General features: G+C 67.0%; 18 protein-coding genes. 1 reads left to right on the top strand and 17 read right to left on the bottom strand.

Annotation, left to right across the window (positions count from 1 at the left end):
- Window positions 1–27 precede the first annotated feature (27 nt).
- Genes ACFQPG_RS04440 through argS form a run of 4 tightly spaced genes read right to left on the bottom strand, consistent with a single transcriptional unit; the run spans window position 28 to window position 4,218 of the window.
- Entirely contained in the window at window positions 28–1,035 is a 1,008-nt protein-coding gene (locus tag ACFQPG_RS04440) for a glycoside hydrolase family 3 N-terminal domain-containing protein (protein WP_380810553.1), read from the bottom strand.
- A gap of 2 nt (window positions 1,036–1,037) precedes the next feature.
- Window positions 1,038–1,718 (bottom strand): SPOR domain-containing protein, encoded by a 681-nt coding sequence (locus tag ACFQPG_RS04435; protein WP_380810552.1) that lies wholly within the window; start codon window positions 1,716–1,718, stop codon window positions 1,038–1,040.
- Window positions 1,718–2,488: an SPOR domain-containing protein gene (locus tag ACFQPG_RS04430; protein ID WP_380810551.1), complete on the bottom strand. Its 771-nt coding sequence runs from the start codon at window positions 2,486–2,488 to the stop codon at window positions 1,718–1,720. The genes ACFQPG_RS04435 and ACFQPG_RS04430 overlap by 1 nt, the downstream gene beginning before the upstream one ends.
- Window positions 2,489–2,490: 2 nt before the next feature.
- The gene (argS, locus tag ACFQPG_RS04425) at window positions 2,491–4,218 is read right to left on the bottom strand and encodes an arginine--tRNA ligase (RefSeq protein ID WP_380810550.1); all 1,728 of its coding nucleotides are present in this window, start codon (window positions 4,216–4,218) and stop codon (window positions 2,491–2,493) included.
- 150 nt (window positions 4,219–4,368) lie between these two features.
- On the opposite strand from argS, the gene ACFQPG_RS04420 reads away from it, so the two are divergent.
- Entirely contained in the window at window positions 4,369–4,953 is a 585-nt protein-coding gene (locus ACFQPG_RS04420) for a hypothetical protein (RefSeq protein ID WP_380810549.1), read from the top strand.
- Between the two features lie 3 nt (window positions 4,954–4,956).
- Here ACFQPG_RS04420 and ACFQPG_RS04415 read toward each other — a convergent pair whose 3' ends face one another.
- The 13 genes from ACFQPG_RS04415 to murF form a co-directional block, all read right to left on the bottom strand.
- Window positions 4,957–6,120: a deoxyguanosinetriphosphate triphosphohydrolase gene (locus ACFQPG_RS04415; RefSeq protein WP_380810548.1), complete on the bottom strand. Its 1,164-nt coding sequence runs from the start codon at window positions 6,118–6,120 to the stop codon at window positions 4,957–4,959.
- A complete protein-coding gene (locus ACFQPG_RS04410) occupies window positions 6,117–7,397 on the bottom strand; it encodes a tetratricopeptide repeat protein (RefSeq protein WP_380810547.1) in 1,281 nt (426 codons plus the stop codon). Before ACFQPG_RS04410 ends, ACFQPG_RS04415 begins: the two co-directional genes overlap by 4 nt.
- 202 nt (window positions 7,398–7,599) lie before the next feature.
- Window positions 7,600–8,997, bottom strand: coding sequence for a cell division protein FtsZ (gene ftsZ, locus ACFQPG_RS04405; protein WP_380810546.1), 1,398 nt, complete (start codon window positions 8,995–8,997; stop codon window positions 7,600–7,602).
- 162 nt (window positions 8,998–9,159) lie between these two features.
- Window positions 9,160–10,419, bottom strand: coding sequence for a cell division protein FtsA (ftsA, locus tag ACFQPG_RS04400; RefSeq protein ID WP_380810545.1), 1,260 nt, complete (start codon window positions 10,417–10,419; stop codon window positions 9,160–9,162).
- Window positions 10,419–11,339 carry a cell division protein FtsQ/DivIB gene (locus ACFQPG_RS04395; protein ID WP_380810544.1) on the bottom strand — a complete coding sequence of 307 codons (921 nt, stop codon included), beginning with the start codon at window positions 11,337–11,339 and terminating at the stop codon, window positions 10,419–10,421. The genes ftsA and ACFQPG_RS04395 overlap by 1 nt, the downstream gene beginning before the upstream one ends.
- The gene (locus ACFQPG_RS04390; protein ID WP_380810543.1) at window positions 11,336–12,304 is read right to left on the bottom strand and encodes a D-alanine--D-alanine ligase; all 969 of its coding nucleotides are present in this window, start codon (window positions 12,302–12,304) and stop codon (window positions 11,336–11,338) included. Before ACFQPG_RS04390 ends, ACFQPG_RS04395 begins: the two co-directional genes overlap by 4 nt.
- Window positions 12,283–13,224, bottom strand: a complete 942-nt coding sequence (gene murB / locus ACFQPG_RS04385; RefSeq protein WP_380810542.1) for a UDP-N-acetylmuramate dehydrogenase — start codon at window positions 13,222–13,224, stop codon at window positions 12,283–12,285. Before murB ends, ACFQPG_RS04390 begins: the two co-directional genes overlap by 22 nt.
- A complete protein-coding gene (gene murC, locus ACFQPG_RS04380; protein WP_380810541.1) occupies window positions 13,221–14,633 on the bottom strand; it encodes a UDP-N-acetylmuramate--L-alanine ligase in 1,413 nt (470 codons plus the stop codon). Before murC ends, murB begins: the two co-directional genes overlap by 4 nt.
- Window positions 14,630–15,790: an undecaprenyldiphospho-muramoylpentapeptide beta-N-acetylglucosaminyltransferase gene (gene murG / locus ACFQPG_RS04375; RefSeq protein WP_380810540.1), complete on the bottom strand. Its 1,161-nt coding sequence runs from the start codon at window positions 15,788–15,790 to the stop codon at window positions 14,630–14,632. The genes murC and murG overlap by 4 nt, the downstream gene beginning before the upstream one ends.
- A complete protein-coding gene (locus ACFQPG_RS04370; protein WP_380810539.1) occupies window positions 15,787–17,004 on the bottom strand; it encodes an FtsW/RodA/SpoVE family cell cycle protein in 1,218 nt (405 codons plus the stop codon). Before ACFQPG_RS04370 ends, murG begins: the two co-directional genes overlap by 4 nt.
- 2 nt (window positions 17,005–17,006) lie before the next feature.
- Window positions 17,007–18,290: a UDP-N-acetylmuramoyl-L-alanine--D-glutamate ligase gene (murD, locus tag ACFQPG_RS04365; RefSeq protein ID WP_380810538.1), complete on the bottom strand. Its 1,284-nt coding sequence runs from the start codon at window positions 18,288–18,290 to the stop codon at window positions 17,007–17,009.
- Complete coding sequence (gene mraY / locus ACFQPG_RS04360) at window positions 18,287–19,357, bottom strand: phospho-N-acetylmuramoyl-pentapeptide-transferase (protein ID WP_380810537.1); 1,071 nt, start codon at window positions 19,355–19,357, stop codon at window positions 18,287–18,289. The genes murD and mraY overlap by 4 nt, the downstream gene beginning before the upstream one ends.
- Complete coding sequence (gene murF / locus ACFQPG_RS04355) at window positions 19,345–20,733, bottom strand: UDP-N-acetylmuramoyl-tripeptide--D-alanyl-D-alanine ligase (protein ID WP_380811705.1); 1,389 nt, start codon at window positions 20,731–20,733, stop codon at window positions 19,345–19,347. Before murF ends, mraY begins: the two co-directional genes overlap by 13 nt.
- Between the last annotated feature and the right edge of the window lie 107 nt (window positions 20,734–20,840).

The following is a 20,840-nucleotide window of genomic DNA, read 5'->3' as shown; positions in this document are numbered from 1 at the left end:
CGAAGCCCCGCCCCGGGATACTGACACTCAGGCCAGGGCCAACAGTTCGTCCCTCTTCGCGGTAGCCTCGGACAGCTCCGGTCCCTCCCCTTCGACCATCGCCCCCGCCATCGCCCGCGCCAGCCGCGCCTCAGCTTCGGCGGTGAGAGCACCCACGTGGTTGGCAACGTCGACCATTTCGTCGAGCTTGCCCGAGCAGTGCAGGGTGGCGTCGCAGCCGGCGGCCAGCGCCGCAGCGGAGCGCTCGCCGACGCTTCCGCTCAGCGCTTCCATGTTGATGTCGTCGGTCATCAGGAAGCCGCCGAAGCCGATCCGGCCGCGGATGATCTCCTCGATGATCCGCGGGGACTGGCTCGACGGACGGTCGGCGTCCCAAGCGGTGAACAGGATATGCGCGACCATGCCCATCGGCGCGTCGCGCAGCCGCTCGAATGGTTCGAGGTCGACCTCCAACTCAGCGTCGGTGGCGGTGACGATCGGCAGTTCCTTGTGGCTGTCGACCAGCGCCCGGCCGTGGCCCGGAATATGCTTGATCACACCGACAACCCCGGCGGACCTCATGCCGTCCAGCACCGCCCGGCCCAGCGCGGCGACCTGCATCGGCTCCGATCCCATCGCCCGATCGCCGACGATGTCACTCGCGCCCGGCTGCCGAACGTCAAGCATCGGCAGGCAGTTGACGTTGACCCCCGCCGCCTTGAGCACCAGTCCCAGCGCCCGCGCATTCATCCGTGCCGCCTCGATCGCCGAGGAGGGGGCGAGCCGATACAGCCGGTCGAACGCTTCCCCGCGCGGAAAGGCCGGCCATTCGGGCGGCTGCATCCGGACCACGCGCCCGCCTTCCTGGTCGATCAGGATCGGCAGGTCGGCACGGCCATGCACGTCGCGCAGGTCGCTCGTCAGCCGCTGCAATTGCTCCTGCGTGACGCAGTTGCGCTTGAACAGGATGTAGCCCGCAGGGTCAGCCGCCGCAAAAAAGGCGCGCTCGTTCACGGTCAGCTCGGGCCCGGACAGGCCATAGATCGCGGCTTGCATCGTCAGCGGACCACGAAGCAGTTCTCGCCCGCGACCTTGAGCAGTTGGCAGGCCCGCTGCGCTTCCGCGGGCGAGGCGGCTCCAGCGCGCAGACGGAAGCCGGTCTGATAGGGAACGACGATCTTGCTCATTCCAGCGATGCTCGAAAAGCGCTTGGACAAGGCGTCCCACTCCGCCTGCGCCTGCGCACCATTGTCGTAGAAGCCGAGCTGGATGACGCTGCCCGAACCCCCTGCCGGCGGGGCAGCAGGCTCGTCGGCCGGAACCTTTTCCTCGCCGCCGGGAAGGCTCTTCGACGGCGCGTCTTCGCGCGGCTGCGGCCGGGCGATCGGTTGTTCGGGCACTGCGTCCAGGTCGAGCTGGGCATCCGGTTCCTCCCCGGCTCCAGTCGCGAAAGCCGTTTCGCTCTCGCCCGCGACATCCAGGCCACCCGGATCGGTCGGCTTGACCTTGTACGGCCCGGGTTCGGCGCGGATCAGCTCGGGCGGGCCGCTGCCGCCGCCGCTGCCCTGCCGGCCAAGCCAGAACAGGGTGCCCGCAACGATCGCTGCGGCGAGCAGAACCACCACCAGCGCCGCCAGCATCTTGCGCGCAGAGAGGGCGGGCGGACCGTCCTCGTCGTCCACTGCCGCCAGCCACGGCAGCGCTTCTTCGTCCCTGCCGCGCAAATTCCTCGCATCCATCAGTAAACCACCACGCAACTCTGACCGGCCCTTTGCAGCTGCTGGCATATGACAACAGCCTGGGCTTGCGAAGCCGCCGCAAGCTGCAGGCGATACATTCTGGTCGCTTTCCCATCGGTGCTGCGGACGTCGATGCCTGTCACCAGCTTGGGCTTGCCCGCGAGATACGGATAGCGCTTGACCAAACCACGCCACACGGTGTCGGCCATGGCCGGGCTGCGGTAGGCGCCGAGCTGCACCTTCCGGCCCCAGCTTTGCGCGGGCGTGCGGATGATGACGGGGACGGGGCCGACCACCGGCGGCGGCGAGTCAGTAGCCGCGGACCTGGGGCGCGTGAACTCCCCGCCAGACGCTTGCGCCTGCTCTTCGGAGCCTTCGGCCAGCGCGAGTTCCTCCTGCGTGCTTGCTTCCGCGGCGCGGGCGCGGGCTGCGGATTCCCGGATCTCACGGACCGCATCCCGGCTGCGCTGCAGGGGCGGCGGCGTGGGCAAGTCTTCCAGTTCGGCCAATGGGGGCTCGGGCACCACGTCGACCGGTGGCTGTTCCACTGGCAGGGCGGGAGGGATCGACGGAGCACGCTCGACGATCTGCGGAGCGGGCGCGGGCGAGCGTTCCGTGGTCCTGGTCCCGAACAAATAGGCTCCTGCCGCTACGCCGAGGACGGCAAGCGCGCCGGCAGCCCAGCCCCACGGAGCCGCAGCGCGCCCGGCGGACGCAGGTGGCGATCGGCGCTCGTCCAGCCAGGGAAGTCGCTCCGACCCATCTGCCATGGCTAACGCAGCTCCTCCGCGGCCTCGACTCCCATCAGCCGCAAGCCGCTGCGGATGATCTGCGCGATTCCGGTGGCAAGCTCAATCCGCGCCCGGCTGATTTCCGGTTCGTCCTCAACCAGAAAGCGGCGCGATGGGTCGTCGTTGCCACGGTTCCACAAGGCGTGGAAGGCTGCTGCGAGATCGTACAGGTAAAAGGCGATGCGGTGCGGCTCATGCGAAAGCGCCGCGCCCTCGACGACGCGTGGGTACTGGGCCGCCAGCTTCACCAGCCCAAGCTCCTCGTCATCCAGCAGCGACAGGTCGGCGGCGTCGGCGATCGCCATCGTGCCCGCCGCTGCCTTGCGCTGTAGCGAGCTGATCCTTGCGTGGGCATATTGGACGTAGAAGACCGGATTGTCCTTAGATGCCTCGACTACCTTGGCGAAGTCGAAGTCGAGCGGCGTGTCGGCGCGCTTGGTCAGCATCATGAAGCGGACCACGTCCTTGCCGACCTCGCGGACCACGTCCGCGAGCGTCACGAAGGAGCCGGAGCGCTTGCTCATCTTGACCGGCTCGCCGGCGCGGAACAGGCGCACCATCTGGACGATCTTGACGTCCAGCGCATCGCGTTCGGCCAGCGCTGCAACCGCCGCCTGGGTCCGCTTGACGGTTCCGGCGTGGTCCGCGCCCCAGACGTTGACCAGGTCGGTCGAGCGTTCGAGCTTTTGGAGGTGATAAGCGGTGTCGACCCCGAAATAGGTCCAGCTGCCATCCGATTTCTTCATCGGCCGATCCTGGTCGTCGCCGAACCGGGTCGAGCGGAACAGGGTCAGTTCGACCGGCTCCCAATCCTCGACTACCTTTCCCTTCGGCGCTTCGAGTACGCCTTCGTAGACGAGCCCCTTCTCCCGCAGCGCTGCCACGGCGCGGTCCGCTGCTCCCGAAGCGACGACCTCGGCCTCGGAGGAGAAGAGGTCGTGATGCACGCCGAGGAGGCCGAGGTCGTGGCGGATGAGGTCCAGCATCGCCGCGACGGTGCGCTGCCTGAACTCCGCCAGCCACTCCGTCTCTGGCCGTCCGATGAAGCGGTCGCCGTACTCGCTTGCGAGCAAAGCGCCGACCGGCTTCAGATAGTCGCCCGGATACAGCCCTTCCGGGATCGCGCCGATGTCCTCGCCCAATGCCTCGCGGTAGCGGAGGTGCGCTGACCGGGCGAGCGTGTCGACCTGGCTGCCGGCATCGTTGACGTAATATTCGCGGGTAACGCCGAATCCTGCCGCCTGAAGCACGTTGGCGAGCGCGTCGCCCACCACCGCCCCGCGGCAGTGGCCCATGTGCATCGGCCCCGTTGGATTGGCGGAGACATATTCGACGTTGACCTGGCTGCCCTGTCCGATGTCGCGCTGCCCGTAGCGGTCGCCTTCTTCGAGGATGGCCGCCAGTTCGGCACGCCAGACTTCCGGCGTCAGGCAAAGGTTGATGAAGCCCGGGCCGGCGATCTCAACCGAGATCACTTCGGACAGCGCCTCCAGCTTGGGCTTGAGCGCCTCGGCCAAGGCGCGCGGATTGGTGCCCGCAGGCTTGGCGAGCACCATCGCGGCATTGGTCGCAAGGTCGCCGTGGCTTGGATCGCGCGGGGGTTCCACCGACACCGCCTTGCGCGGCAGTCCGGGCGGAAGCACGCCCTCGCCCTCCAGTTGGTCCAGCAGAGTTGCGAGCAGATCGGAAAAACGGGCGTAGAGGCTCAACGTCGGGTCACCAATGCATAAAGGAAGCGCGCCCGTTAGCGCAGCGGCCGTTCGGCGTCACCTCCGCCGGCGCGTGCCCGGTTCATGGCGCGTTCAATGCCGGGAGCACAGCAGGACTTATCGGGGGCGTGTTTGTTCGGAGAGTCGACCATGTTCTCGCCTCGTGTTCGCACCGCCATTCTGGCGGTCATCGGGTCCGCCGCGTTGGGTGGATGCGCCAGCTATTATGATCCTTACGGCGGCTACGGCGGCGGCGTGTCCGTGGGCTACGGCTCGCCCTATGGTTACGGCTACGGTACGCCCTACGGCTACGGAACCTACGGCGGTTACGGCTCCTACGGTGGCTATTCCGACTATTATGGCGGCTACCGCCCGTCCTATGGCTGGTACAACGGCTATTACTACCCGGGCACCGGCATCTACGTCTACGATCGCAACCGACGCGCCGTCCGGTGGAACGACTCGCACCGGCGCTACTGGGAGAGCCGCCGCGACGTGCGGCAGGACCGGCGTCAGGTCCGCGAAAACTGGCGTGACTTCCGGGTCGAGCGCCGTGACGATCGCCGCGCCTACCGCACCGAGCGGCGCGACGACCGGGAGGCGCTGCGCCAGGGCCAGGTCACGCAGGAACAGTTCCGCCAGGATCGACGGCAGGACCGGCGCGAGTATCGGCGCGACCAGCGGCAGGACCGCAGGGAGTTGCGTCGCGAGAATCGCCGCGACCGCGACGACTGAGGATTAGAAGCGATCGGGCAGCCTGACCGGCCCGACCAGTTCCTCGTGGCGGCGGATCGCGAATGGGTCGGTCATCCCCGCGATGTAATCGGCGATATCCCTGGCCCGCTGGGTCTCTTCGGCGTCCATATGGCTCCACCCATCGGGGAGGAGGCGAGGCTCGGCGAGATAGGCTTGCGCGAGATTGGTCACGATCCGCTCCGCTTCGTGCCGGATCGGCTGTAGCGGAGGGGCATTGTACAGCCGCGCATAAAGGAAGCGCTTGAGGTCGCGCTCCTCGGCGGCGAGCGCCTCGGATAAGCCAACCAGCGGCTGGCCGCAGTCACGCACCTGGTCGATCGTCGCGACCCCGATCGCGTTCACCCGCCGCTGGGTCTCTGCGATCAGGTCGCCTACCATGGTGCCGATCTGGTCGCGGACCAGCGCCCGCAGCTTGCGGTCGAGCGGCAGTCCCGGGTGGCGCGCCTCCATTGCGGCCCAGTGGCGCGCCACCAGCGGCACCTCCAGCAGTTCCTCAAACCGCAGCACGCCCGAGCGCAGGCCGTCGTCGATATCATGGTTGTCGTAGGCGATGTCGTCGGCCAGCGCCGCCACCTGCGCCTCGAGGCTGGGCCAGGTGTGGAGCGCAAGCCCGAATGCATGGTCCGCCTCGGCCAGAGCCCATCCGGGCGAGATGGCCGGACCATTATGCTTGGCCAGCCCTTCCAGCGTTTCCCAGGTAAGATTGAGGCCGTCGAACTCCGGATAGGGCGTTTCCAGGCAGGTCACCAGCCGCAGCGAATGGCCGTTGTGATCGAACCCGCCCCAGGGAGCCAGCGCCGTCGTCAATGCATCCTCGCCCGCGTGGCCGAACGGCGGGTGGCCAAGGTCGTGCGCCAGGCACAGGGCTTCCGTCAGATCCTCGTTGAGGCCGAGCACCCGGGCGATGGTCCGGCCGATCTGCGCGACCTCGATGGAATGGGTCAAGCGGACCCGGAAGTGATCGCCGTCAGGGGCGACGAACACCTGCGTCTTGTGGCGGAGGCGGCGGAACGCCACCGAATGGATGATCCGGTCGCGGTCGCGCTGGAAGCAATCGCGCGGCCCGCGCGGACCCGCGGCCCCTTCCCTGAAGGCCCTGCCGCGCGATCGATCCGGAGTCGCGGCAAGGTCCTTGAGAAGCGTCATTGGTCGGGCAATTTCCTGATCATCTGGCCGGGCGCGCTAGTCCAGCTAAAGGCGTCAACGTCGATTGATTCAAGGTCATCGGCAAAAATCCGTGCGTCGTCGACGCTCTTGAACGGGCCGATCAGTAGCCGTGCCTTGGCTGGCTCCTCGGCGACATAGCCGTTGATGTTCTTGAGCAAGTCCCGGTTGCGCAACTTCAGCCGGCGGAACTGGTCGTTCAGGGCGTCGGCATTGTTGCCGCTGGCGAGCTGAACCCAGAAGCGCTTCAGGGAAAAGCCGGTCCCGGCCGCAGGAGCGGCGCTCGGCGGAGGAGTGGGCCTGATCGCCGTCGATGGAGTTGGAACAACCGTGGCGACCCGCACCGGCTGTGGCGGTGACCACGTTGGAGCGCTCGGCCGAGCCGCGACGGGCGGTGACGCAACCGGAGCGCCGCTGTTGAGAATGGAATCGAGGTCGGCCAGCCGGTCGGCGCGCGGCCCTGACGGCAGGACGCCGGCGACCTGCCCGCCTCCTGCCCCTGGCATGTGACCGAAATTGACCGCCGCTGCTTTCTCCGCCGGGCGCAGAGCCGGCAGGCGACGCAGAAAAGGATCGAGGTTGCCAGCCAGCCCGGGGAGCGCCGCGTTGACTGCGCTCCGTGCCCCTTCCACATCGCCGGTCAGCGCAAGGACGAACGCGCGGCATCGGGACGCGCCCGGATCGCGGCGCGCCAGCAGCGGATCGAGTGTTTTCAGCGCCTCGGTCTTGTTGCCGCTGATGGCCAGGCTCAGCGCCAAGCGCCGGCGGGCCTCGTTGGCGTCCGGTCCATTCAGCGCAGCGCGATAGTCCGCCTGCGCCCGCGCCTGATCGCCGGTCAGGTCGAAGGCGAGACCGCGATCCAGCGCGACGCTGACCTGCGTCGCGCCGAGCGCCTGGGCGGCCGAAAAGGCCTGCAGCGCCGCCTGGGGATCCTCCATCTGGACCAGCGCCGCCCCCTGCCCCCACTTGGGCACCCAGCTGCGCGGGTTCACTTCCTCGGCGCGGCCGAAGAACCCCACCGCGGCCTGGGTATCGCCCAGTGCAAGCGCGGCCCGTCCGGCGCCCAGCAGCGCCTCATAATTGCGCGGATTGATCGCCAGCAGCCGCACGTGGCGGGACAAGGATGCCTCGGGACTTTCGCGAAGGCCGTACGCCGGCGCGGCCGGAGGAGGAGGCGCGCTGCCGCCGATATATTGGGCCTGCGCGACGCCCGGCAGAACCGAGGCCGTGGCGACCGCCAGCAAAGATTTCCGGATCATCCCCATCCCTATGGCCGCGTCTAGCTTGCGCAAAGCTTGCCGGAAGGGAGTGGAGCGACAGGCCGTTTGCGAAGAGGGATGAATGGAAAGGCTGCAGCTCCGGCTCTCCGGAAGGCTGTGGCGAACCCGCACGCAAAAAGAGGGCGAACCGCAGCCCGCCCTCTTTCATTGCGTCTCTGACTAACCTCGAAGGGCCGGGTCTTTACTGATTGTTCTGACGGTTGAGGAAGCGCGGGATGTCCAGCGGCTCGCGGCGAACAGACGGCGCGGGCTCGTCCTCGACCTTGGCGGCGCCGCGGGCGATGTTGGACATGCGCTCGAACAGGGTGCCACTGTCGCGGGCGGCGCGGGGCCGCTGCGCCTCGTCCTCGTCGCCGCGCGGCGGGGCAATCGGCGGCGTTCCGACCGGCGTGGTCAGGATATCGTCACTGTCGAGCAGCAGTTCGTCGCCCTCGTCGTCGCTGCCGAGGTCCGCCACGGGCTCCTCCTTGATGGCGGCGATCGGGGCTGGCGGTGCGGACTGGGTCGGAGACGACGGAGCAGACGCGGCAGGCGCAGCCGAGGCGCCGGTTGAGCGCGATGCAGGGAAGGTAAAGACCTTGCTGCCGCCGCCGGAGACCGGCTGCTGGCCGACCTCGGCCTCGATACCGGTCGCAACGACCGACACGCGGATCTTGCCGTCGAGGTCGTTGTTGAACGCCGAACCCCAGATGATGTTGGCGTCGGGATCGACCAGTTCCTTGATGTGGCTGGCGGCCTCGTCGACCTCCATCAGGCGCATGTCCTCGCCGCCGGTGATCGAGATGATGACGCCCTTGGCGCCCTTCATGCTGACGCCATCGAGCAGTGGATTGCTGATCGCTTTCTCGGCCGCCTCGATCGCGCGATTGTCGCCCGACGCTTCGCCGGTGCCCATCATCGCCTTACCCATCTCGCTCATCACCGAGCGGACGTCGGCGAAGTCGAGGTTGATGAGGCCAGGCATGACCATGAGATCGGTGATCCCGCGGACGCCCTGCTGGAGGACCTCGTCGGCCATCTCGAACGCTTCCTTGAAGGTCGTGTCCGAATTGGCGAGGCGGAACAGGTTCTGGTTGGGGATGACGATCAGCGTGTCGACGTGCTGCTGGAGCTCATCGATGCCGGCATCGGCCGAGCGCGAGCGGCGTGCGCCTTCGAAGGCGAACGGCTTGGTGACCACGCCAACCGTCAGGATTCCGCGATCCCGCGCTGCCTTGGCGATGACCGGCGCCGCACCGGTGCCGGTGCCGCCCCCCATGCCAGCGGCGATGAAGCACATGTGGGCGCCATCAAGCGAACGCTCGAGGTCTTCCAGGGTCTCTTCGGCGGCGGCTCGGCCGATCTCCGGCCGCGAGCCCGCACCGAGGCCTTGGGTGATCTTGGGACCAAGCTGGATTCGCCGATCCGCCAGCGACTGGTTGAGCGCCTGCGCGTCGGTGTTGGCGACGAGAAAGTCCACGCCCTGCACGTCGCGGCGGATCATGTTGGCGATGGCGTTGCCGCCGGCGCCGCCGACGCCGATGACGGTGATCCGCGGCCGGAGCTCGTCCACAGCCGGACGGATGAAATCGATGCTCATGCGGACTTCCCCCGAATGCGCTTGCCTAGCGCGTTGAACCCTCAACCCGAATCTATGAATCGCCGGAGTCGGCGGCACAAGGGAAAAAGTTAATATTGAAGCAAAATTTCCCATCGGGCGTGGCCATGGGGAGTCAGTTGATTCAGATTGGGACAGCTTTGCTCAGAAGCCTCCCTTCATCGCCGCGACGAGGCGGCCGACTATCCCAGTCGCCGGCTTCTTCTTGTCGGTGAGCTTGCCCAGCGCAATATCGCGGATGTCGCTGGTACCGCCGCCGGCGAGCATCGCGAGGCCGACCAACGTGGTAAACGCGGGCCCGCTGTGCGCATCGGGCAAGCCGGTGATCGCCTTTGGCCGACCGACCCGAACCGCGCGGCCGAGCACGCCCTGCATATAATCGGCGATATTCTTGAGCTCCGCTCCGCCGCCGGTCAGCACCACCTGCCGCCCGACCGGCCCGGTGAAGCCCAACTCTTTCAACGCCGATTCCACCTGTCCGGTGACTTCTTCCACCCGCTGGCGAATTACAGTCATCAGCTGCGCGCGGCTGATCCGCATCGGCTCCGCCCCGTCCTCGGCGCCGATGCCCACCGCCTCGATCATCTCGTGATTGTCACGTGGGGAGGTCATCGCCGAGCCGTGGAAGCATTTCATCCGCTCCGCGTCGCGGCGGCGGACGCCAAAGGCGCAGGCGATGTCGTCGGTGATGTCGCGCGCACCCAGCGGAATCGAGCGCAGCCCGACCAGCATCCCGCCGGCGTGCAGCGACACGTTGGTCACCTCGGCGCCGAGCTCCACCAGCGCCACCCCAAGCTCGCGCTCTTCCTGGCTGAGGCAAGCCAGCGCCGCCGCCACCGGCGAGGCGACGATCGCCTTCACGCCGAGATGCGCCTGGCGGATGGTCAGGTCGATGTTGCGCAACGGGGCAGGATCGGCAGCGACGACGTGGATGTCGACGCCCAGCCGGTCGGCGTGGAGCCCCACCGGATGACCGACGCCCTCGACTCCGTCGAGCGTGTAGAGCGCCGGATGAGCGTGCAGCACGACCTGGCCGTTGCGATCGAGCGCGTCTCGGCCGGTGACCAGCAATTCGTTGACATCCGACTGCTCGATCTGGTGCCCGCCAAGCTCTACCTCGACATTTGCAATGTCGCTGACGAGGCCACCCGCGCCGAAGCTCGCCCAGACGTCGTCGATGGTGGCGTTTGCCATGCGCTCCGCCTGTTCGACCGCTTCGCGCACGGCAATCTCACTCGCGTCCATGTCGGTGATATAGCCGCGCTTGACCCCGCGGCTTTCCCGCTGGCCGGTGCCGAGCACGCGCAGCCGACCGTCGTCGTCCCGCGTCACGATCAGAGCGGATACTTTGGACGAGCCGATGTCGAGCGCCCCGATCAGCGCACGGTCGGAATTGGCGGGCATCAGCTCGGGGTCTCCGTATCGGTGACGACCGTCTCGCCCGCGGCACGCGGAAGGCGGACCGTCATCTGCCCGGGCTTGCGCAGGTCGAACCGGACCATGCCGCGGCCAAGCAAGCCGGTCGAGCGATCCATTTTGGCAAAGCGACGAAGCGCGGTGCTGGCGGCATCCTCGCCTTCCGGCAGCGCCACCGTCTCGCCCGACTGGAAGTTGAGGTCCCAGCGGCGACCACCAACCCAGCTGGCCGAGGCGAGTTGCGGCTTAAGCGTCGGGACGGCCTCCATCAACTGGCCGAGTCCCAGGGCTTGGCGGTTGGCCGCGGGCCCGATCACCAGCGGGAGGTCGGGCATGCGGTCGAGCGGGACCCGGTCCAGCACGACGCCCTCGGCATCGATCAGCGAAAGCTGTTGCCGGTTCTGCCAGACGGCGGCGGGGGTGCGCTCAACGATGTCGACGACCAAGGTATCGGGCAGGCGTCGCGACACCCGCGCATCCTTGACCCAACCGAACTGCAGCAATTCGTCGCGGATCCGGTCGAGATCGACCAGTGCCTGGGGCGGCTTCCCGGTCCCCGAGGACAGTTCGCCGGCGCGGCGAAGCTCCTCCGTCACGACTCCATCGACCAATTTTCGGTCCATATGGTCGAGCCCGACGATCTGGTAGCCGCCGACCCCGAACCCGACCTCGCCGGTGGCCGACCCGAGCGCACGCCCGATCTTTGCAGGGATATCCAGCGCTACCAGGGCGACGGCGACCATCGCCAGCACGAACAGGCCCACTGCCCAGCGAGCCAGACGGCCGGCGCCACGTGCGCTCACGGGCAGCGCCCTGGCCGTGGCGGTGCCGGCCGAGCGCGAGGAGGCCTTGCGCGAGCGCCCGCGCGCGCCGCCGCCATTCCCACGCCGGACCGCCTGGGCGTTCACCGGACCTTCGCTCCCTCGAGCGCTTCGGCCACGATCCGCTCGCACAGCTCGCCATAGGAGATGCCGCGCTGGCGGGCCTGCTCGGGAACCAGGCTGAGCGGGGTCATGCCGGGCTGGGTGTTCACCTCGAGCAGGTAGATGCCGGCCTCGCCCTGGCTGTCGTCCCAGCGGAAGTCGGAGCGCGACGCGCCCTTGCAGCCGAGCAGCCGATGCGCCTTGGCCGCCATGTCCATCATCGCCTGCGCGATTTCGCCCGGAATCTGCGCCGGGCAGATGTGATCGGTCTGGCCGTCGGTATATTTGGCGGCGTAATCGTAGAACTCGCCGTGCGGCACCAACTCGGTCACCAGCAGCGGCTCGTCGTTGAGCACTGCAACGGTCAACTCGCGGCCGCGGATGAAGGGTTCGGCCAGCAATCGGTCGAACTCATGCCACGGACCCGGCACCTCGCGGCCGATCGGCGAACCGTGGTTGCCGTTGTCGGTGACGATGGCCACCCCCACTGAAGAGCCCTCGTTGACCGGCTTCAGCACATAGGGCCGGGCGATGGGATCGCGCTCGTACAGGCTTTCGCTTTCGACAATTGTGCCGACCGGCATGCGGATGCCGCCGGGGACCAGCACCATCTTGGTGAGCTCCTTGTCAATCGCAATGACCGACGTCTCGAGCCCGGAATGAGTGTAGGGAATCTGCATCAGGTCGAGCATGCCCTGGACCGTTCCGTCCTCGCCCGGTGTACCGTGCAACGCATTGAACACGATGTCCGGCCGGAGCGCGGTCAGAACCTGAGCGACGTTGCGATCCATGTCGACTTCGCTGACGTTGGCAAAGCCACGCTCCCGCAGCGCCGCTGCCACGCCCTTGCCGCTCATCAGCGACACCTCGCGCTCGGACGACCAGCCGCCCATCAGCACGACGATCTGCAGGTCCTTGTCGAGCGCGTTCAACCTTCCACTCCCACACATTCCTGGTTGGCGTCCTCGGCGAAGGTGCCGACACGCTGGATTTCCCACTGGAGCTCGACCCCGCTGTGTTCCTTCACGCGGCGGCGCACTTCCTCGCCAAGCTGCTCGATGTCGGCGCTGGTCGCGCTTCCGAGATTGAGAAGGAAGTTGCAATGCTTTTCCGAGACTTGTGCATCGCCCATCGTGAGCCCGCGACAGCCGGCGGCGTCGATCACCTGCCACGCTTTCTGGGGGAGCGGGTTCTTGAAGGTCGAGCCCCCGGTCCGGCTGCGCAGCGGCTGGGATTCCTCGCGGCTCTGGGCGATCCGGTCCATCTCGGTCTGAATGTCGGTCGGGTCCTTGGGGAAGCCGCGGAACGTCGCGCCGACCACGATCGCGCCGTCCGGAAGTTCGCTGTGGCGGTAGGTATAGCCGAGCTCTTCGACCTGCAGGGTCCGGAGTTCGCCGGAGCGGAGCACCACTTCCGCCTCGACAAGGATGTCCTTGACCTCGCGGCCGTAAGCACCGCCGTTCATCCGTACGAAGCCGCCGACCGTTCCGGGGATTGAGCGAAGGAATTCAATGCCGCCGATGCAGGCGTCGCGGGCGGTGGAAGACACGAGGATTCCGCTAGCCCCACCGCCGCACCGGATGGTGGTTTCATCCAGTTGCTCGACCTTGGCGAAGGCCTTGCCGAGGCGGACAACCACCCCAGGAACGCCCCCGTCGCGGACGATGAGGTTGGAGCCGAGGCCAAGGGCCATGACCGGGATTGCTGGATCGAGCTGCCGGAGGAAGCCGGTGAGATCGTCGAGATCTGCCGGCTCGAACAGATGTTCGGCCGGGCCACCGGATTTGAACCAGACCAGGGGCGCCAAGGGGGCGTGGAATTTGAGCTTCCCTCTCACCGCAGTCCGGTTCTTCTCTGCCGGCGCACTCACTTCGCCGCCCTCGCAGCGCAGATGCCGTCGGCCAGGGCCGCCGCCCATTTCGTGATGTCGCCCGCGCCCATGCAGATGACCATGTCGCCCTCCGCGGCAAGGTCGCGCAGGCCAAGGCACAGGTCGTCCACATGCTCGACGGTTCGCACCAAACGGTGGCCGTGGGCGCGCAGCCCTTCGGCCAAGGCGGCCGAGTCGACTCCGTCGATGGGCTGTTCCCCGGCGGCGTAGACGGGCGTCACCAGCACGACATCGGCATCGTTGAAGGCATTCTGGAAGTCTTCCATCAGCGCTTGCAGCCGGCTGAAGCGGTGCGGCTGAACCACGGCGATCACCCGTCCCTGGGCGCTGTCCCGGGCAGCGGAAAGGACCGCGCGGATCTCCACGGGATGGTGGGCGTAATCGTCGATGATCACCGCGCCATCGACTTCGCCGACGCGAGTGAAGCGGCGCTTGACCCCGCCGAATCGCTCGAACCCGCGGGCGATGGTGGCATCATCCATGCCAAGTTCGATCCCGACCGCGATCGCTGCAAGGGCGTTCTGGACATTGTGACGGCCCGGCATCGGCAGGCGAATGCCCTCGATCACCCGCCGCTCCCCAGAGCGCTCGAGCACGTGCGCGTCGAAGCGCGAGCCACCGTCCACTGTCTCGACGTTCGCGGCGCGCAGGTCGGCCAAGGCCGAGAAGCCATAGGTTACCACCCGCCGATCGCGGATCTGCGAGAGGATGTTCTGCACCTCGGGGTGATCGACGCACATCACCGCCAGCCCGTAGAAAGGTACGTTCTCCACGAACTCGACGTAAGCCTGCTTGGCCCGGTCGAAGCTTCCGTAATGTTCAAGGTGCTCCGGATCGATGTTGGTGACGACGGCGATGGTGCCGTCCAGGCGAAGAAAGCTGCCATCGCTTTCGTCGGCCTCGACCACCATCCAGTCCGACTTGCCGAGGCGGGCATTGGAACCGTAGCTGTTGATGATCCCGCCGTTGATCACAGTCGGATCGATCCCGCCCGCGTCCAACAGGGCGGCGATCATGGAAGTGGTGGTCGTCTTGCCGTGGGTGCCCGCCACCGCGATGGTGTTCTGCATCCGCATCAGCTCGGCCAGCATTTCGGCGCGGCGGACCCGGGGCAAGCGGCGCTCGGCAGCTGCCTGGATCTCGGGGTTGTCGGACTTGATCGCGGTCGAGCAGACCACCACGGCGGCATCACCGAGGTTTGCGGCATCCTGCCCTATCATGACGGGAATACCGGCCTTGCGCAGGCCTTCGGTGACATAGCTGTCAGCCTGGTCCGAGCCCTGCACCTTGTAGCCGAGCTGGTGCATCACCTCGGCGATACCGGACATGCCGATGCCGCCGATCCCAACGAAGTGGATGGTGCCGATATCGGTCCCGAACGCCTTCACGCGGGAACTCCGGCCGGGGCCAGGCCGAGACCATTCGTCTCCGCCTGGGCCAAGCCCACCGCCATCGGCGCCGAGCGATTCACGATCTGCTCGACGAGATCGGCGAGGTCGCGGGCGGCATGCGGGCGCCCGACCGACAGGGCGCGAGCCGCTGCGTTGGACAGAGCCTCCGGATCGGCGGCAAGCGCCTCCACCTGCCGCGCCAGCGTGTGCCAGGTGAACTCGCTCTGCGGAATCATCCGCGCTCCGCCGGCCCGCGCCATTTCCCGCGCGTTTGCGGTCTGATGATCGTCGGTGGCAATCGGCAGCGGCACAAGGATGGCGGGGCGTCCAGCGGCGGTCAGTTCGGCAATGGTCGAGGCGCCCGCGCGACCGATCACCAGATGCGCTTCCCCGAGGCGAGCTGGCATGTCCTCGATATAGGTCGACAGGTCTGCGGGAATCTCGAGCTTCCTGTACGTCTCGCGCACTGGCTCGATTTCGTCGGGCCGGCACTGCTGCACGACCTGAAGGCGGTGACGAAGCGAGGACTGAAGCCCGCCAAGGCCCTGGGGGACCACCTGGCTGAGGATGGACGCCCCCTGGCTACCGCCGGTGACGAGGATCTTGAGCGGCGCAAACTCATCGAACGGCGGGAACGGCATTTCGCCCAACCGGACGACGCTTTCCCGCACGGGATTGCCGACCAGCACCGCCTTCTTCGCATGGCGGGGCTTCAGCCGCTCCACCCGTTCGTAAGCGGTCGCGATTGCCGCAGCCTTGCCGGCTAGCAGGCGGTTGACCCGGCCGAGCACCGCATTCTGCTCGTGCAGGACGGTGGGGACACCAGCCGCACTGGCGGCGAGAAGCGCGGGGAATGCGGGATATCCGCCGAAGCCGATGACTGCGTCCGGGCGGTGCTGCCGGTACAGCGCCTTTGCCTGCCTCCGTCCGGCAATCACGCTGCCGACACCCTTGAGCAGCGCGATCGGGTTGCTGGTGATCCGCCCTGCCGACAGGATGTGCACCGGCACGTCCTTGAACAGGGCGGGGATTTTGGCGCCGCGCTCGTCCGTGATCAGCAGCACGCCGTGTCCGCGGCTCTTGAGCTCGGCGGCAAGCGCATGGGCCGGGATCATGTGGCCGCCGGTGCCCCCGGCGGCGAGTACGAAATTCATCCCGGAAGGCAATCCCCGCTCCACTTCACGACGTAGGGTGAGCGCTTCAGATACGGGTTCCGGCGCGTGAATGCGAGCAGCAAGCCGACCCCGATCGACAGGGCCAGCATCGAGCTTCCGCCGTAGGAGATGAACGGCAGGGTCATGCCCTTGGACGGCGCGATCTGGACGTTGACCGCCATGTTGATCAGCGCCTGGAGCCCAAACTGGATGACCAGCCCCGCCGCGGCCAGCAGCGCGAAGGTGTTCTCCTCGTCCAGCAACTTGATGAGGACGCGGGCGACGATCGCCATGTACAGGCCGGCGATCGCGATGCAGGCGATCAGACCGAATTCCTCGCCGATGACCGAGAAAATGTAGTCCGTGTGCGGTTCCGGCAGGCCGAATTTGCGCGTGCCGCCGCCCGGTCCCATGCCGAACAGCCCGCCCGCGGTGAGCGTCCGCATGGCGTTCTCGACCTGAAAATTGTCGCCTTCGCCGAACAGAAAGCCGTCGATGCGGACGGTGGCGACCGGGTAGAAGAAGTAGGCGAGCACCACACCGACCAGCGCTGCGACACCCAGGAAGCCGAGGACGCGCAGGTTGAGCCCGGCGAGGGCGAGCATCGCGATCCATACCGCGCCGAAGATGATGGTGGAGCCGAAGTCGGGCTGCATCATCAGCAGGACGGCGACCATTCCCACCAGTCCGCCCGACAGCCAGAAGACCGGCAGGCCTTTGTCCCTTTCGTGGAGGCTGAGCAGCCAGGCCATGGCCACGACGAAGAACGGCTTCAGGAACTCCGAGGGCTGGAACTGGGTGAAACCGACGCCGATCCAGCGCTTGGCGCCGTTGATCTCGGGTCCGATCGCCGGAACCAGCATCAGCATCACGAGGAAGAAGGCCGCGCCGATCAGCGATGCTCGCTTCGCCCGCTCGCGCGGCATCATGGAAATAGCGATCATCACCGGCAGGCTGAGCGCGATCCACACGACCTGGCGGTAGAAATAATGCAGCGGAGCGAAGGTCACCGACCCGCCGGAATAACGCTCCGCAGCTGCGGGAGAAGCGGCGGCGACGCCAATTAGGCCGATGCCGATCAAGACCGTGACGAGCAGCAGCAGGACCCGGTCGATCTCCCAGAACCAGCGACCCAGCGCCGACCGGTCGGAACGGCCGTAGCGGTTTGGATCGATCAATTGCTTGGGCTTCAGCGCGCCTGCCAGCGTTGCCATTTCTAAAGGTCCCCCACTGCCTTCTTGAAGGCATCCCCGCGCGCTTCGAAGTCCCGGAACTGGTCGAACGAAGCGCAGGCCGGGGAGAGTAGAACAACATCCCCCGCCTGTGAATCCGCCGCGGCGCGATTCACCGCATTTTCAAGCGTTTCGGACTCGGTGACCTCCACGCCTTCGTCGCGGAGGAGCCGGGCGAACATCGGCCCCGCCTCACCGATGGTGTAGGCGTGCATCACATGGTCGAGGTGCTTTGCCGTGTCGCCGAGGTCCGGGGTCTTGGCTTGGCCGCCCACGATCCATCGGACGTGCGGGTAAGCTGCGAGTGCGGGAGCGGCGGCTTCGGCGTTGGTGGCCTTGCTGTCGTTGATGAAGAGGACGCCGTCCTTCTCCCTAACACGCTCCATGCGATGCGGGAGGCCAGGATAAGTGCGAAGCGCCTCCGCTATTACTTCCTCAGTCAGATCGAGGTCCTGGGCCACTGCAATAGCAGCTTGTGCATTCTGGGCGTTGTGCCGCCCTTGCAGCGCTGGCCAGTCTCGCTGAGTTCCCAATGGCCGCGGGTCTCGCACTTCACCATCGGCGCCCCAGACACTCCAAGTGTCCATGTGATCCTGGACTGACCAGCGATGGTCGGGGATGACAGCGATGGACTCGCTCGACTGCATCTCGAACAAGCGGCGCTTCGACGCTGCATACGCCTCGAAGCTCTCGTACCGATCAAGGTGATCCGGCGTGATGTTGAGCAGCACCGCCACGTCGCAGTCGAGGCTCTGTGTCAGATCGATTTGGTAGCTGGACAGCTCCAGCACATAGACGCCGCCCTCCGGCAACGGATCCTGCGCAAGGATCGGCAGGCCGATGTTGCCGCCCATGGTCGTCGGCACGCCCGCGGTCTTGAGGATGTGGTGGACCAGCGCCGTGGTCGTGCTCTTGCCGTTGGTGCCGGTGATCCCGACCACCTTGTGCGGCGGAAGCTCCGGCCGGGCCCGGGCGAAGAGTTCGATGTCGCCGATGATCTCGACGCCGGCTTCGCGGGCCCGGGCGGCGAGCGGGTGGGTGTTGAGAGGCACCCCGGGCGAGATGATCAGGGAGTCGAAAGCGGAGAGTTCGGCAGTGTTGAAGTCGAGCAGCTCAACCCCGTCCGCCTGCGCCCGCGCCTCCTCCCGCTCATCCCAGGCCGTCACTCGGGCCCCGCTCGCCAGCAGCGCACGCACCGTCGCCAGTCCCGACCGTGCCAGACCGTAGACCGCGTAATGCTTTCCGGCCCAGGCCCTGGCCGTGATCACCGCAGCTTGAGCGTGCTGAGCCCGGCCAGCGCCAGCACGAAGGCGATGATCCAGAAGCGGATCACCACCGTCGGCTCGCTCCAGCCCTTATGCTCGAAATGGTGGTGGATCGGGGCCATCAGGAACACCCGCTTGCCGGTGCGCTTGTACACCGCGACCTGAAGGACGACGCTGAGCGCTTCGACCACGAACAGGCCGCCGACCACCGCTAGGACGAACTCGTGGTGGGTTGCGACGGCGACCGCGCCAAGCGCTCCGCCCAGGGCCAGGCTACCGGTATCGCCCATGAAGACGGCGGCAGGCGGTGCATTGAACCACAGGAAAGCAAGGCACCCGCCGACGATCGCCAGCAGCAGTACCGTAAGGTCGCCAACGCCCAACACATGCGGGATGCCGAGATAGCTGGCGAAGCGTGCGTTGCCGACGAGATAGGCGATCAGCACGAACGCCAGGCTGGCGATGATGACCGGCATGGTGGCGAGACCATCAAGCCCGTCGGTCAGGTTCACCGCATTTCCGAACGCCACGATCACGAAGGCTCCGAAAAGGACGTAAAACCAGCCGATGTCGAACACCGCGCCCTGCACGAACGGCAGGTACAGGTTGGTCCCGCTGACCCGGACCATCAGCCAGGTCGCAAAGCCGGCGATCAGGAACTCCAGCAGCAGCCGGACCTTGCCGGGAATTCCGGCATGGTGCGCCTTCTTCACTTTGTCGTAATCGTCGAGGAACCCGATCGCACCGAAACCGGCCGTGACCAGCAGGCACGCCCAGACGTAGGGATTGCCCAGGTCCATCCAAAGCAGGACGGAGACGGAGACGCTGACCAGGATCAGCAGCCCGCCCATGGTCGGGGTACCGCGCTTGGCGAGGTGGGTCTGCGGCCCGTCGGCGCGGATCGGCTGACCCTTGCCCTGCCGAACGCGAAGCCAGTTGATGAACAACGGCCCGAACAGCAGGCCTATCGCCAACGCCGTCGCGGTCGCCGCACCCGCCCGGAACGTGATGTAGCGAACCAAGTTGAGGAGCCCGGGGAAGCCAAGCTGTTCGGCGATCAGGTAGAGCATGTCGCGGCGCCCCCTGCCACTCGCTCGACCAGCCTTGCAAGCCCGACGCCGTTCGACGCCTTGACCAGCACCGCGTCGCCAGGGCGAATCGTGTTCAACAGAAGGGCGGTCGCCTCCGCCGCGCCGGTCACGACGTCCGTCGGCACCTGGCCAGCGAGCGCCTCGCACAGCGGTCGAGTCGCATCGCCAACAAGGATGAGCCGGTCGACCCCCGCGTCGAGGACCGCTGGAGCGAGCCCGGCATGCTCCCGCTCGCTATGCTCGCCCAACTCCAGCATGGTCCCGAGCACCGCGATCCGGCGGCCTGTGACCGGCTCGGCGGCGAGGTTGCGCAGGGTTGCCCGCATGCTCGCCGGGTTGGCATTGTAGCTTTCGTCGATCAGCAGGGCTTCGCCGCCCTCGACCGGAACATGAAGGCGCTCGCCGCGACCCTTCATTCCACCAAGGTCGCCAAGTGCGAGGCCGGCCGCGGCAAGATCTGCGCCGACTGCCTCCACCGCCGCAAGTACTGCAAGCGAGTTGGACACCCAATGCTCGCCTGGCTGGCTGATGGTGAAGGTCAGTTCGCTTTCTATCAGCCGTGCCGTGACCAGACTGCCGCCGCCGTCGGAGCGAACAGCGTGTAGCGCGGTCACGTCGGCGTCGCCCGTGCCAAAGGTGATGATCTGGTCGGCGTGACGCCGCGCCGCCTTGAGCAGCCGGTCACGCTGGTCCACGTCGTTGGGCAGAATGGCGGTGCCTCCCGGCTCCAGCCCCTCGTAGATCTCGGCCTTGGCATCGGCGATCGCCTCAATCGAGCCCAGGTTCTCGATGTGAGCGGGGGCGATGCTGACGACCAGCGCGATATGCGGTCGAACCAGCGCCGTCAGCGCGCGGATTTCGGCCGCATTGTTCATCCCCATCTCGAACACGCCGTATTTCGTCTCGCGCGGCATCCGGGCGAGGCTCAGCGGAACACCGGTATGGTTGTTGTAGCTCTTCACCGACCGATGCACCCGCCCACGGCAACGCCGCTCGAGCGCGGCAGCGAGTGCTTCCTTGGTGCTGGTTTTGCCGACGGAGCCGGTCACGCCGATGACTTTCGCATCGACACGGTTGCGGGCAGCAACGGCGAGCGCGGTCAGTGCGGCGGCGGTATCCTCGACCAGAACATGCGGCCCGTCCACCGGCTGCGACACAATTGCGCCCGCCGCTCCGGCCGCGAACGCGCGTTCCACGAACTGATGGCCGTCGGCGACAGTGCCGGGCATGGCGACGAACAGGTGGCCCGGCTCGACCTCCCGGCTGTCGAACGTAACACCGTCCACCTCGAACGGCTGGGACGCGCGGCCGCCGGTAGCGGCTTCAATCTCGGCGGAGGTCCACAGGGCATGGATCACTTAGCGCCTCCAACACGCTCGTCCCGTGCGAAGTCGAGGCGCGTGCAAACCAGGTCGCTGCCCAACGCCCCTCGACTAGGCGCTTTCCGCTCCGCTCGGGACGA

It is taken from the genome of Sphingomonas sp. GCM10030256 (assembly GCF_042666415.1).
In the GTDB taxonomy this organism is placed as follows: Bacteria; Pseudomonadota; Alphaproteobacteria; order Sphingomonadales; family Sphingomonadaceae; genus Sphingomicrobium.
Note: the sequence above shows the minus strand (reverse complement) of the source record. Positions and strands in the feature narration are given on the sequence as shown.